The sequence below is a fragment of the Sporosarcina sp. P34 genome (assembly GCF_002743375.1).
In the GTDB taxonomy this organism is placed as follows: Bacteria; Bacillota; Bacilli; order Bacillales_A; family Planococcaceae; genus Sporosarcina.
In genome coordinates this window covers 569,001-581,460 of sequence record NZ_PDZC01000001.1, presented here as the reverse complement: position 1 = coordinate 581,460, position 12,460 = coordinate 569,001, and the positions used below count along the sequence as shown (strand labels likewise).

Sequence of the window (12,460 nt, the reverse complement as noted above, 5' to 3'; positions counted from 1 at the left end):
CGTCATATGTCGTATTGACCCACTTTGTCGGATTATAAGGCATCAGAAACACCTCGCTCTCGTACTTGGATATCGAATTCAAACGCGATGATCAGACCGTCATCTTTCTTTTCAATGGAAAACGGCTTGACTGCCCAAACTTCACCTGAAGACGTTAACAGTTGCGCTTCTTCCACAAAACCTTCTTCGGTTTCGAGATAGATGTAGATGCGTAACGTATTATCGTCACGTAGTTTCTTGTAGATCTCATAGTTAACGTATTGCCCGTTAAGTTTGACTTTACTTCGATGCGCCTTATCTTCCAACAATGCGCTGATCCAGTCAATGACGACCGGCTTGACCACTTGATTATCATTCATTAAATCTCACCTTCTCCCGCGTAAATAGTGCCCGCTCGTTTATATAAAATGTCATTTGCTCTGTATTCGGCTGCCAATGTGACGTTGATGTGCTCGTTTTGCGAGATGACAGACGAAGTTACGAATGTACCGCAAATAGGGTAATTGGCATCAAATGCGTAAGACTGCGTTCTAACCTTTGCGATAATGTCAGATAACACCCCTGGTATATCCGCTGTATGGAATGTATTGCATATTGGATAAGGAACAGGGAAATCGTATGCATGGCCAGTTACCGTGACGGTATTCATAATTGAACCTACAATTCCGAAATTCAGATGTGCCGGTTTTACTTCCTCGATTGCCCCGTAAATGTCACCTGTGTCAATTTCATTTTTGCCATCAATCGGGATCACTGCGTTAAATGTATACTCTTTTGCATGTTCTTCGATATACGCGTCGCCATTTTGCACGAACGAGTTCACGAGATTCGTCAAATACTCAATCGTCGCTGGTGCGGCACCTCGCAACTTCGCAATGATTCGTTCTCTGCGTTTTCTCGTCAACATACGTGGAGCAGGCGGCAGATCAAAAACACGATCCCACCAATCCAACCCCCAAGTAGCAGTCGACACAAACATCTGATCAAGTAAATCCTGTGCTTCTGCTCGTTTTCGTTCGATTTCCGAGGCATTCCCACGCATAATCGCATTTGCTTCAGGAGACTCCTGATAATAGGGTGGAAGACTGTCGAGCATTTCCTGTTTGCGACGCTCGATATCACTCTCTTTCGCTGTAATCATGTCAAGGTCACCTGCCCTACGATCGCTACATCATCTGCTGATATTAGTACATTGTCATTGCCCATAATGCCATCTGCACCAATCTGCACATCGTCGTAATCCTTGACGCCTTCTGTACGTAGGATAGCGCGGGAAATTTGCGAGTAACGGATTTCCGTACCTGCTTCAGACAGGTATTCTGCAATACTTTGTTCTATGGCCTCCTGTATGTCTTCCGGCAATAACCCGCCCTCTAATTCGATCGTAGCTGTCACATCAATCGGAACTTCTTTAATAGCGACAACCGATACAGTAGCACCGATAGGTCGCTCTTTTTCGATATGCTCCGCCACCGCCAAAACTTGCTCTTCTGTAGGTGCTCGGCCCTCTGAGTTGATGACGGTAACTTTGACTGTGCCAGGTCCATCCCATAAAGGCGTGACGCGCGCTTGACTGATGCCAGCTATTTGTCGTGCCCATAACTCGTAATGGTAGATGTTGCCTGATGTGATAGGTTTGCGTACTTTGAGCAACACTCTCGATTTCAGTTCTTCGTCAGATTCGCGGTCTACACCACCCAAAAACTCAATTGGATTAGTGATGATCGCCTCTGGTAAGTCAACGCATGTCATATCGCTGTAAGCAGGAATATTGCCGTTATCACCCGGTTCAACCGCCACCGCTTGTACAGTGACTTCACCGCTTTCAGGCACCACGTTATACTCGACAATTTGCAAGGCTATCGGCTCACCGTCATGTTCTGTCATCACCACCGTGTCGATATTTATTTCACGGCCCGCTTTATCTGCGATGAGTAACCAACCTTTTGCTTGTTCTGCAGTTTTGCGATATTCACCGTATTCCATCGCTCGTAAGTCGACGTATTCCATCTGGGCGGTGTCGATAAAACCGTTTTCCGAAACCGCTTCTAGGACGTGTTGTAGCAGCTCAATTTCTTCGGATGGAGGAGCAAGCATGTCATACACAACAGATCCCTCTCGCTTATCCACGTCCCCTTGTACGCTTTCCAACATGTCAGACAATATCTGGTCCTTGTCTCTATCCGTGTACATCAAATCACCACCTCTTGCGTGACGTTTCCGTAAATAGTCGTAACGTCAGCGTAAATAAAAACAGCGTCACCATCACGGCGCGCTGTTACGTTATCGACCGATGTGATTCGGTCGTCATATTCGATTGCTTCACGGACCATCCGCGGTATTTCGGAATGCATAAATCCTTCTGTTACATCTTGCCCGAGCAGACTGGGGAGTTCACACCCGTAATCATCCGTATAGATGCGCCACTTACTGCGTTCTGTGATGATAGCTTTTCGGATAAATTGCTTTACTGCTTCCATTTCATCAATAAAGCCGCGGATCCGACCTGTTTCAAAATCAATTTTATACGTCTTGGTTGGTTGTTCCGCATTGTCGCCGGACACCCTTTCAAGATAATCGTCTAATAACTCGGATTCATTGTTGGGTAGTAGGCTCATTTATAACTCACCACCCTGTCGATAATTATGAATTTCATGTTGTCTTCATCCCATTCGACTAGGACCCGATCGCCTTCTTTGAGTTCGTCCAAATAGAATATTTCTGCCTCTTTCAAACTGATGCTTTCCAATTTGTGTGTATGCGGACCTAAACCGTTTGCGGTCATCGGAGAAGCGATCACCAATCCTGTAATATCTGCACGTCTTTTGTGGGCCGTCAAACGCTCCGCAATGTAAATATCGCCTTTGTCGTACACCTCGTCATCGTGATCAACCTTCATTTCGATTTCAGGGGGCGCGCTGACAATCCGACCGAATGTCATGGTGGACGTTTCGTTGCGTCCTTGTTTGCGGATAAACTTCGCCATTTTTGAATAGGCGTCACCTTCGTTTTGCACTTCTTTTCCGAGTTGCATCACAGCACCCTCCTTATCGACATGTAGTGTTTTCCCCAATAACCAGTGGTGTACGTATGCTCTGTACAACCGCTGTTGTGCATGCTAATGCAGTAGCCTTTACGCGTAACGACTCCGACGTGTGACACGCCTTTACGATAGGTGTTTTGGAAGAATACCAAGTCACCTGGTATCGCCTCCGCTTTATTGACTGACTTTCCAAGTCTGATCTGCGCAGACGTTCCATGTGGCAATTTAATACCATGCCTGTTAAATACATAGCTGATAAATCCGGAACAATCCGACTTACCATTTGGCAAGTCTTTACTGCCAAATACATAACGTAATTTCCCCTTGTACGAATGAGCTGTCTTGAGTATTTCAGCTGCTTTGCCTTTAGCTGCCTTGTCGACACCTTTTTGTTCTTTCTTCGTATTCCACTTTCTCTTGATAGAATCCCACGTCTTGGCTTTCGCTCGTGCGTCAGGAGCACCTTTACCCTTTTCGAGTATGGCGACCTCTACATCGCGACGGCCAAATGCGGCAGTTGCTGATTTACCTTGTATCAAGATGTCAATCCGTTTGCCTTTGATCGCTCCGCCTGTGTCTTCTGCTAGATACATGCCGTTGTATTTAGGCATGGACGGCACTTTAATGGCAACTACACTACCGTATGGGATAACCTTCGGATCAACAGCGATCGTGCGATTATACGCCCATCGAGTACTTGTGGCAGTTGTGCGCGGATCGCCGCTTGTATTGATACCGCCAAGCATTGGATCGTAGGCAGTTGCTACCCAGCCGGTCGAATACGGGAAGTCATACTCTGCTGATTTGCCGCTGTCCGGATCGTCGCTCGATTCATCCGGCGGCTCGTATTCCAATACAGGCAAATCAAGCGTTTTGGAAAGCGTTAAATCCATCACGTGGACACCGCCTGCTATGTATTCGTGAGCATCAGCCAAAACAAAGTATGTGCCACGAATACCTGTCAAGTTGTCTTGTACCACCACCGCCATGCCCGCCACCATATTACGGATGCCAAGCACCTTGATATTCATTTCCGTTTGCGGTTTGGATAACTCCGCGAGTAACGCATTTGCAAGCCCTGGCAATGCCGATTGGTTAGCGTCGGAATTATGCTCCACGTGCTGCATGATGCCGTATTTGTCGGTATTCTTTTTGACCACGACTTTATATGGTGATTTCTCATCACCGCCCGTGTACAGTATTTGTGTTCGTGTATCTTCAATAGATTCCGAATAAGACGCGGAAATCAGGTTCTTTCCTTGCTCGTAGCGTAGCCATTCCTGTGCTGGCTGAACTACTTCGAGTGTTAGCTTTCCTTTGACGTTGTGAAGCATGTAGCGCTTGCCAGTGACCTTCTGCGTCATGGTCAACGCTGTAATAAATACGTCATAGATCGTTTTACCTCGCATGATATAGCGGGGTATTTTGTGTTTCGTATCAGCTAATTTGCCAACTGCGATACCGTAATTACCGCAAAGCGTTTTGATGATCTGCGTTGCCGTCTTTTCAATAAATTTGACGTTGACTGTATTTTTGACTAAGTACTCATTGCCGTCTTTTGCAATCAAGCTGTCTCGGCCGTCTGAATGGCGCTCAAAACTCCGTACTGTGCCGCGGAATACTTCCATTTCTCCAGACATGATACGAACTTCTTGTCCATTGACGATATCGAAAATACGTTGAATGCCTTTGGTTGTGTTCGCAAAGTTAATGGAGCACTCTCTAGCCGCTTGTGCTACATCCCCCTTGATAGAGACAGATTCAGCAACTTCGGTCATTCGATGCAATATGCCTTTGTTAAAGTACATTACTTGCAGTTCCGGCCTGTCTGATTTGTAATCCAGTTTCATTTCGGCAACACCAACTTCATGCCGATCTTGAGTTCATCGGGATTATTACCAATCACCTTTTTATTGGCGTTGTGTATGTCTTTCCAATGGTTCGCATTCTTATAAACATTAAACGCGATTTTAGTAAGGCTATCGCCCGATTTAACAATATACGTACCGCTCGGACTCGCTGTATTGCCTTTGTTGACTACTGGTGGCCTATCCGTCGGCTTCGTTGGTGTATTTGGCTTTTTCACATCTACTTTTTTACCAAGAGTAAGAAATTCATACTCTTTTAATACGATACTGAAATAGATGTCACCTGGTTCGCCTGCTTTTTCCAAGTCATAGTTAAAATCACGAACAGTGACTGCATGATTGATATTCGTACCCGTCACGATAAAGCGTAGAGGGCGCTTGCTGTTACGCCAACGCTCAATCCAGTTGATAAATACATACGGGTCCGGTATTTTGACATAATCACAATATGTGGAGTTATAATGACGCGGCAAAAAGGACTGAAAAGAAAACTCCTTTAGTCCTCTGTCTCCAATGATCGTAAACTCCTTACCATTGACTATATCTATATCTGTATTACCAAATGGAGAAGATACATTGACAACAGGAGGGGGCACTGGAAAGCGCAATTTCTCCGCTCCGTTGTTGTAGCTTAACCAATATTCCGGTATGGCCATTACGCGCCCCCCTCTCCTGCTGCAATAAACTTACGGACCATCTTCTCGGCTAGGCGATCGACGTCGGCTTCTTCGCGAATGACTGTACCGTTCATGTTGATGACGAATGCACGACCATTTCCGCCGCCTTTGTTGTACTCCTTGTTTTCCTTTGCTGTAAGCACTCGTTCGCCGCGGTGCGCTCGGATGTTATAGCCATCTCTCGGAACGTATTTGATACCGTTATAACGTCCTTCTCCGCCACCATCGTCACCACCGCCTTCAAACTTGACCGTTCCGCCTCCGCCTAATTTGGAAAGCCATTTCGGCACTTTGAAGCGGGATATCGCAGTCTTGAACGAATCGAACCAACCAGCTACTTTTTCGATGGCTCGACCAATTAAATCAAAGCCATCCTTTACGCTGTTCAGAATAGGCGTCAGGTTCTCAAATGCTACTTTAAATCGTCCCATGAGGAAGTTTGCTACAGGCTTCATAACATTGTCCCATGCTAATTTCAGTACCTCGAATGCCGCTCCAATGGCTGAACCGAGTAATTTAAGAATCGGACCTATAATCGCCCACGCGGTTTGGAATATCGTCATTGCGAACTTGACGGCTGGCGCAATGATTTGCGTCCATGCCATAACCGCAATATCGGCGACAATCATAAGTGCATTTTTAAGTGCACCGAAAATCGGCTTCAAAACTTCCCACAACGTTGTAAATACACTAACAAGAACCTCTTTACCGATTGCGAATGCTTCTGCTAGGATGTCCAATGTAGGCGCAAGTTCTTGTCCTTTTGCAACGAAGAAGTCGCCTAATTGACGGAATCCGTCTTTCATTTTTTCGAAAGTTTCTCTCACGTTATCCGCGAAGTCTCGAGCAACTTGAATCTGTTCCTCGCTGAATCCCATCTTCTTCATGAGATCGCCACCGCCAGAACCCGTTTTCAGCACGTTGAATACTTCTTTGAATGTGCCTAAAAGATCCTGTACGGCATTTCGAAACGGCTCGATCTTTTGATACGCAACAACAAAGCCTGTAACCAATCCAGCTACCGCTAGAATCGCAAGTCCTACACCTGAACCAATCAACGCGAACAATGCGACAGTACCTGCTATCATTCCGGCTACAGTTGACATACCGCCAAGCACACCAATGAATATCAATGCCGCTTTCCCGATATCCATAAGAATAGAGTGGAATGGCTTTGTGTCGTCGTATAGCTTTTTCATGAGTTTTGCCGTTTTACCAATAAACGTATTGAATGGCGTAAATACCGACTTAACTAAACCTTTCATGCGTAGCAACGCGCCTTCAATTTCGCCCGTACCACCTAGTGCCTTGTCGATCTCTGTGATGGATCCGGCCACTCCATTAGTGATAGCGGTCTTGATGTTCTTCCAAGCTGTAGCAATACCACCTGAACCGTCTAGCGCTGTTTCAGCGAAACCGCCAGTCGCTTTGCTTAACTCAACCAATTTTTCGTTGAATTGGTCAAAGGTGACATCTCCATCTTTCAAGGCTTTGTATAAGTCGTTTTGAGCGGATTTACCTGTATAACCAAACGCTTCTGCTAAATCGTTCAGCGCAAGCCCCATAGTCTCTTGCAATGTTGTCCACGAGTCCAAACCAACCTTACCCGTTGCAATCATCTTGATATACTGTTCTGTACCTCGTGCCGCTTTATCGGCATCTGCGCCAGACGCAAGGAATGCATTGTTCAACGCGAGTGTGGTTTCTGTAGCTTTATCTAAATCCTTGGTCATAACTGCGATACGTTGAGCGGTGTCCGTCACTTCCCCAAGTGTGGTAGGCAAGCCGTCAATACCTTCTGCTAATCGTTTGATGGATTTTGTAGATTCATCTGTACTAAATCCGATTTTCTCCATAACTTTCGGAAATGCATTCAGCGTATCGTAACGGGCAACCGCACCTTCAATAGCGCCCTTTAGCAACTGAAAACCTTTAGATGCCAGGGCTACTGCTCCGACCGCGGTTGCTATACCCATGACTGCGTTCTTAGCTGTGGATGCTGGACCGCTTATCCCATTTTTGAAACCAGATCGCATCTTACTGACAAAACCGCCCATTTTGCTTGGAATCCGGAACAAACTGCGGTCCATCATATCGAATGCCCGCTTTCCACCATCGCCCGCGCGTTTTAGCGCGTCTTGCACGCTTTTAGCTTTAGTCGATACCTTCTGAAAAGCATTACTAGACTTGATGCCTGACGCAGAAAAGACCTTCGACATCTTCTGTGCGCCTGTTGTCATCAGTTTGACGGATGCAGTTGAGTCTGTCGACATGAGTTTGAATGTCTTCGAGCTTGTGCCGCCTAACACCTTCAAGGCTCCTTGCGACAACTTCGCCGCTTTAGCCACCAATCCAACTGGACCCGGTACTTTTGCAGCTGTACTGACAACACTATTCAACGACTTTGCACCAACCGACCCTACTCCAGTCAATTTCTTTGCCGCTTCATCCGCACGACCGCCAAGCATTTTAAGAGATGCCTGTGATAGTTTAGCGGCACTGTCCGTAGATGTTCCGATAGTTGTCGCACCTTTAGATACTGCTTCAAGTGAGCGATTGGCCACGTTGCTGAACGACTCAAATTTCTTCGGAAGATCGACCGTTTTACTTTGTACTTTATCAAGCGCGGTACTCATCTTCGTACTGGCTGCAGAAAACTTCGCTCCCATATCACTCGTGCCAGTAGCCGCTTGTTTGACTTGACCTTTCAATTTGTCCAGTTGCGCGAACACGCTTTTCAGTTTGTCGGAAAACTCGTCCTGCAACTTCAGCTTGGCGACTAAATCAAATGCCATGATTTACCCTCCTCTCTGCTTGCGCTGTTCTTCTTTCTTACGTTCTTTTTCTTCCTCTTCCATTTCAATTTCTTCGGAAGCATAGATAAGTATTTTGTCATCCCATGGGAGGGCATGTATTTCATGCGGGGGTATGCTGTGACGTTGCCAAATACGATGCCACATGGTCACCTCGCCACCCTCCCTGATTAGTTTTTTACAGTTGCTACCTCGTCCTCATCAAAGCCTGACAGCTCCATGATTTCAGATGATAGTTTGACGATTTCGCCTGCAAGCAATGCTTTTTGCGTACAATCAGCAGGTGATTCTGCTTTGTAGTGATCCATCAATTCAGGATTGGAAAAGTCAGGTTCGATACACGCTTCTGCTACAACCAAGCGTCCGACTTCTTGATCGTTTACGTGACTCTCCATCTTTCCGCCTTTGCCTGGACGGGAGTGCGTACATTGGTCACGGATTTCATCGAGCTTGTCACCTGTAATTGCTTTGATAATAAAGTCCGATTTAAGGCGCTTCATGTAAACGGGCTTCTGAATGTCAGCAGTTGTCCCAAGCAACGCTTCAAGAGCGGATTTTTTCTTCTTCGGTTCTTGGTGCATTTCTTGCTCCTCAATTGTTTCTACTTTTTCATATTCTTCAAATTTGGCGACGTTTTCTGTCATGGTCATTCTCCTTTTTAAGTGAAATTAAAAACGCCCCGTGAAGGGCGCTTGATTACATTGGTTTGCTGTCTGTAAATAAGAACGGAATTTCATCCGTGACGTTTTCTCCTACGGTATATCCAAGCCCTGGAGTACGTTGGAACTGCACGCCAATAATACGTGTCATCTCCGACATTTCAGGATTGTCCGGATCGGTAATTTCAGTTTGGATTTCAACAACCAAAGATGGGCTGTCATCGTTCATTGATTTACGAATGAGCTTTTCTAGCTTGCGTGATACACGGTATTGTGTGAGCGTACCGCTTCGTGTGACTTTGTTCCTTTTCTGTCCTGGTGTTAATCTGCTAGGCAGGGGAACTTCTTCATATTCGATTTCCTCGTTGAGTTCAAGCGAGGTTACATTAAATAGCCATTCTCCATCAAAGTACGCTTTACCGTACGTTCCATTTAGAATCTTCGTGCCGTCTGCTAATGGATTCATTTAATTCCCTCCCTTATACTCCGAATGTTAAGAAGATGCGCTCCATGCTATCGACTTCTTTTGCATCAATAACGAGGAATACACAATCTCCTTCTGATTTTCGTTCTGGATCTAGTCCTGCAAAGATTTCTTCGTGCAATACATTGTTGAGCACCAGTGTTTCTAGGTATTGCATAATCGCGGCAAGCAACAACTTTTGCCCAGTTGGATTGTTATCAATCTTGCCGATATAGTGATCTTTCGCGACTTCTGGCAAATCTGTCGCAATGGCTTGACGTGCGCGCATCGCTCGAATCTTACCTGCTTTTGAGGCAGTCGATTTCGTCGTAATGCCTTGTTCGATTTTCACGTTGCGTCCATCATTCGTAAGCACCAAAGAACCTGATTCCAATGCTGTAATCGTTTCTGCATTCGTGAGGCGCTTATTGACGTCAGACAGAGGCAAATTCGTATAGGTGATAGATTTATTGATTGCCGTACCTGCAATGAGTCCTGCAATAGCCACTGCATACTCTTCAGACGGGATTTCGTTGCCCGAACTGTCAATGCCACCGTTGATCAAGTTGACTACATAATCGTCAGCCAACAGAACAGAACGAGCATTTCCTGTCGTAGGGTCTTGATCGTCTTCCGCGCTTCCACCTGTTACGTACGTAAAGTGCTTTCCATCTTTACGGTTACGAGCTGTCCAGTCCTTCGTCGCTTCTTGTTCCGCTGACGTTGTAGCCCCTGGAAACACGAACACGTTGAATGGACGTGATTCAAATGCATGGCGAATGCCCGCATAATCGTAATCAGATTCAGGAATTTGCATAGGGACTGCATAGACCAACACCTGCGCTGCACCTCTCGCTAACGCCATGAGTACAGGTCCCGCGTTCGCTTTTCCTATAGCAGTAATGGCTTCTTTCTCGCCCTCTACTGTCACAAACTTTCCCGACTCGATTTCACCGTCTGTATAATTAAAAATCGGCATGCCCACAATACCGCGTGGACCGCCGACGACTTGCGCCAAAGCTCTCTCAACAAAGTTAAGGTAAAAGCCTGGGCGTTTTGGTAGGGATAATGGATCCCATTGACCTCCATTTGCCATGTTTACATCTCTCCTTTTCTGCAATCTTTTCCGATAATGATGTCATCTCCAAAACCCGGATTAATGATAATGCCGCCGTCTGGTCCAAGCCCAGGTCCTCCAGGTCGGATGATAACTCCACCAATCGGTGGGAACACTTCCTGTACTGCCATCTGCCGCACTTGTGCATGCAACTTACCGATGGACGCGTAGACCGTCTTGTCCTCAGTCAAAAAAGGACGGGACGGCAAAAAGGACCCGATTCGCATATAGCGACTGGACCCTTTGATTTGCAATGAATGTATGTTTGTAAAATGTTTCTGCAATGTATCGATTTGTTGCAGTGATTCAAACTGATTTTTTGCGAATGAGAGGATGTTGAATACTCGGTCGTACCGATCAACTACTCCTGTCTCGCGCTCCACATCATCACCTTCCCACTGCACAACGCATAGGTCAGGCTTGTAAACCTTGGGTATGTCCTGCCCCTTTACTTCTGCAAATAGAGGGGCGACATACTCCGCAATGGTCTGCACTTCGAGTGGGATATTCGCTGTGATATTTGGCAGATTCATCATTCTGACCACTCTCCCACCGCCTTTTTCAATTCGTCTTCCATGATGCCTTGCCATTTATCCATGTTGTCCTCGGCAGGTTCGTCTAGGAACTTCTTGACAGCGTTCGGGTTCTTGTCGAGTTTCAACGACTTGCCGCCTGCGTTTTCCTCGTGAATGTAATACGCATAGTCGAAATGGTCTCCACCCTTCATGGAGTGGGCGTCACCATGGATCTCGATAAAACCGTTCGTGCCTTGTCCTCGCACTTCGCCAGTAATCAAGTCGTGTAGGTTTCCTGTGTCTTCAGGAGCGACGTGTTTCGCTTCTTCAACCCAGTCATCTTTGACGCGACTCAAGCCATTTTGAGCACCTTCGCCCATCTGTTTCGATAGTTGCTTCAATGCCGTTTCAAACGCGGATATATCCAGTTCAAACTCTTTCGCCATTTGACCACCTCACAAGTACACCGATGTATATAGTGCTTTGCCGTTCAATTTTCGAGCGGGCGCTATCAATTCGGGTTCGCGCTTTAGGCTACTGCCGCGTTCGTTGACGAATTCAATCTTGTCCTCATAGTCGATGTTAGGCAGTCCGCGAAACATGATTTCTGCCCCGACCACCACTTCATCCCCCATGCGATTCTTCACGACTTGCGTCTTTTCATCGACACGGCACTTGATAACAAGAATGACCTCGTCACCCGCATTGCCCCAGAAATCCTCTTCGCCTGGTTTATAGACAGTCACCATATGCGGTGTAGGAAACATTAGATCAGCCTCCCAATCGCCGCACGTGGTGTACCGACAAGGATCCCGATGACATCTGGTGAAATGCCGGAACCGTTAAACGTGACAGATATACCTTTCACCGAGTAGGACTTGACACCTTGACGTTTGAGCATGGCGAATTCTTCCCCTTCGCCCTCGAGCATGTACAGGACTTGCAAGGCTACAACGCGGTCTGTCAGCTTCTCGACAGGAAAGTTGTCTTTGAGCAATTCAAACGCGCTAAAGATCGCCTTGTCTTGCTCCAATGAATCCAACGCAAAAAAGCCGTCCGTGTTGGACAGCTTCATCATGTACAGCTTTACAGTTAGATCAGTGACCATGTAGATCACCCTTTCTTATTCTTGGGTTTTTCTTCTTTAGGTTCTTTGGCTTTCACTTCACCCAGAATCTTTACATAACCGATTCTTTCAAGATGTGCAGCGGAACGCGAATCAATGGTGATAGTTTCACCACGTCGCGCTCCATCCACAATTGCATTAAGGACTTCTACTTTTGTTTTAGCCACAATATTTCCCTC

General features: G+C 46.3%; 17 protein-coding genes. All 17 read right to left on the bottom strand.

Features of this window, described 5'->3' with window-relative positions; all coding sequences use genetic code 11:
- Positions 1 to 32: 32 nt before the first annotated feature.
- The 17 genes from CSV63_RS03040 to CSV63_RS02965 are packed head-to-tail and all read right to left on the bottom strand — an operon-like array spanning position 33 to position 12,448.
- Positions 33 to 359: a hypothetical protein gene (locus CSV63_RS03040; protein WP_099694493.1), complete on the bottom strand. Its 327-nt coding sequence runs from the start codon at positions 357 to 359 to the stop codon at positions 33 to 35.
- Positions 359 to 1,141, bottom strand: coding sequence for a putative phage tail protein (locus CSV63_RS03035; RefSeq protein WP_099694492.1), 783 nt, complete (start codon positions 1,139 to 1,141; stop codon positions 359 to 361). The genes CSV63_RS03040 and CSV63_RS03035 overlap by 1 nt, the downstream gene beginning before the upstream one ends.
- Entirely contained in the window at positions 1,138 to 2,193 is a 1,056-nt protein-coding gene (locus tag CSV63_RS03030; protein WP_099694491.1) for a baseplate J/gp47 family protein, read from the bottom strand. Before CSV63_RS03030 ends, CSV63_RS03035 begins: the two co-directional genes overlap by 4 nt.
- Positions 2,193 to 2,618, bottom strand: coding sequence for a DUF2634 domain-containing protein (locus CSV63_RS03025; RefSeq protein ID WP_099694490.1), 426 nt, complete (start codon positions 2,616 to 2,618; stop codon positions 2,193 to 2,195). The genes CSV63_RS03030 and CSV63_RS03025 overlap by 1 nt, the downstream gene beginning before the upstream one ends.
- The gene (locus CSV63_RS03020) at positions 2,615 to 3,034 is read right to left on the bottom strand and encodes a DUF2577 family protein (protein WP_099694489.1); all 420 of its coding nucleotides are present in this window, start codon (positions 3,032 to 3,034) and stop codon (positions 2,615 to 2,617) included. The genes CSV63_RS03025 and CSV63_RS03020 overlap by 4 nt, the downstream gene beginning before the upstream one ends.
- The gene (locus CSV63_RS16965; RefSeq protein WP_099694488.1) at positions 3,034 to 4,893 is read right to left on the bottom strand and encodes a C40 family peptidase; all 1,860 of its coding nucleotides are present in this window, start codon (positions 4,891 to 4,893) and stop codon (positions 3,034 to 3,036) included. Before CSV63_RS16965 ends, CSV63_RS03020 begins: the two co-directional genes overlap by 1 nt.
- Complete coding sequence (locus CSV63_RS03010) at positions 4,890 to 5,567, bottom strand: LysM peptidoglycan-binding domain-containing protein (protein WP_099694487.1); 678 nt, start codon at positions 5,565 to 5,567, stop codon at positions 4,890 to 4,892. Before CSV63_RS03010 ends, CSV63_RS16965 begins: the two co-directional genes overlap by 4 nt.
- Positions 5,567 to 8,383 (bottom strand): tape measure protein, encoded by a 2,817-nt coding sequence (locus CSV63_RS03005; RefSeq protein ID WP_099694486.1) that lies wholly within the window; start codon positions 8,381 to 8,383, stop codon positions 5,567 to 5,569. Before CSV63_RS03005 ends, CSV63_RS03010 begins: the two co-directional genes overlap by 1 nt.
- 3 nt (positions 8,384 to 8,386) lie before the next feature.
- Positions 8,387 to 8,554 (bottom strand): hypothetical protein, encoded by a 168-nt coding sequence (locus CSV63_RS16420; RefSeq protein WP_158233899.1) that lies wholly within the window; start codon positions 8,552 to 8,554, stop codon positions 8,387 to 8,389.
- Positions 8,555 to 8,571: 17 nt separating this feature from the next.
- The gene (locus tag CSV63_RS03000; protein ID WP_158233898.1) at positions 8,572 to 9,045 is read right to left on the bottom strand and encodes a phage tail assembly chaperone; all 474 of its coding nucleotides are present in this window, start codon (positions 9,043 to 9,045) and stop codon (positions 8,572 to 8,574) included.
- Between the two features lie 52 nt (positions 9,046 to 9,097).
- Positions 9,098 to 9,526: a phage tail tube protein gene (locus CSV63_RS02995; protein WP_099694484.1), complete on the bottom strand. Its 429-nt coding sequence runs from the start codon at positions 9,524 to 9,526 to the stop codon at positions 9,098 to 9,100.
- A gap of 13 nt (positions 9,527 to 9,539) precedes the next feature.
- The gene (locus tag CSV63_RS02990) at positions 9,540 to 10,619 is read right to left on the bottom strand and encodes a phage tail sheath subtilisin-like domain-containing protein (RefSeq protein ID WP_099694483.1); all 1,080 of its coding nucleotides are present in this window, start codon (positions 10,617 to 10,619) and stop codon (positions 9,540 to 9,542) included.
- A gap of 2 nt (positions 10,620 to 10,621) precedes the next feature.
- The gene (locus CSV63_RS02985; RefSeq protein ID WP_143565378.1) at positions 10,622 to 11,185 is read right to left on the bottom strand and encodes a hypothetical protein; all 564 of its coding nucleotides are present in this window, start codon (positions 11,183 to 11,185) and stop codon (positions 10,622 to 10,624) included.
- Positions 11,173 to 11,601, bottom strand: coding sequence for a hypothetical protein (locus CSV63_RS02980; protein WP_099694481.1), 429 nt, complete (start codon positions 11,599 to 11,601; stop codon positions 11,173 to 11,175). Before CSV63_RS02980 ends, CSV63_RS02985 begins: the two co-directional genes overlap by 13 nt.
- 9 nt (positions 11,602 to 11,610) lie before the next feature.
- On the bottom strand, positions 11,611 to 11,922 hold the full coding sequence (locus tag CSV63_RS02975; protein WP_099694480.1) for a hypothetical protein: 312 nt from the start codon (positions 11,920 to 11,922) through the stop codon (positions 11,611 to 11,613).
- Entirely contained in the window at positions 11,922 to 12,263 is a 342-nt protein-coding gene (locus CSV63_RS02970; protein WP_099694479.1) for a hypothetical protein, read from the bottom strand. Before CSV63_RS02970 ends, CSV63_RS02975 begins: the two co-directional genes overlap by 1 nt.
- A gap of 5 nt (positions 12,264 to 12,268) precedes the next feature.
- Positions 12,269 to 12,448 carry a hypothetical protein gene (locus CSV63_RS02965; RefSeq protein WP_099694478.1) on the bottom strand — a complete coding sequence of 60 codons (180 nt, stop codon included), beginning with the start codon at positions 12,446 to 12,448 and terminating at the stop codon, positions 12,269 to 12,271.
- Between the last annotated feature and the right edge of the window lie 12 nt (positions 12,449 to 12,460).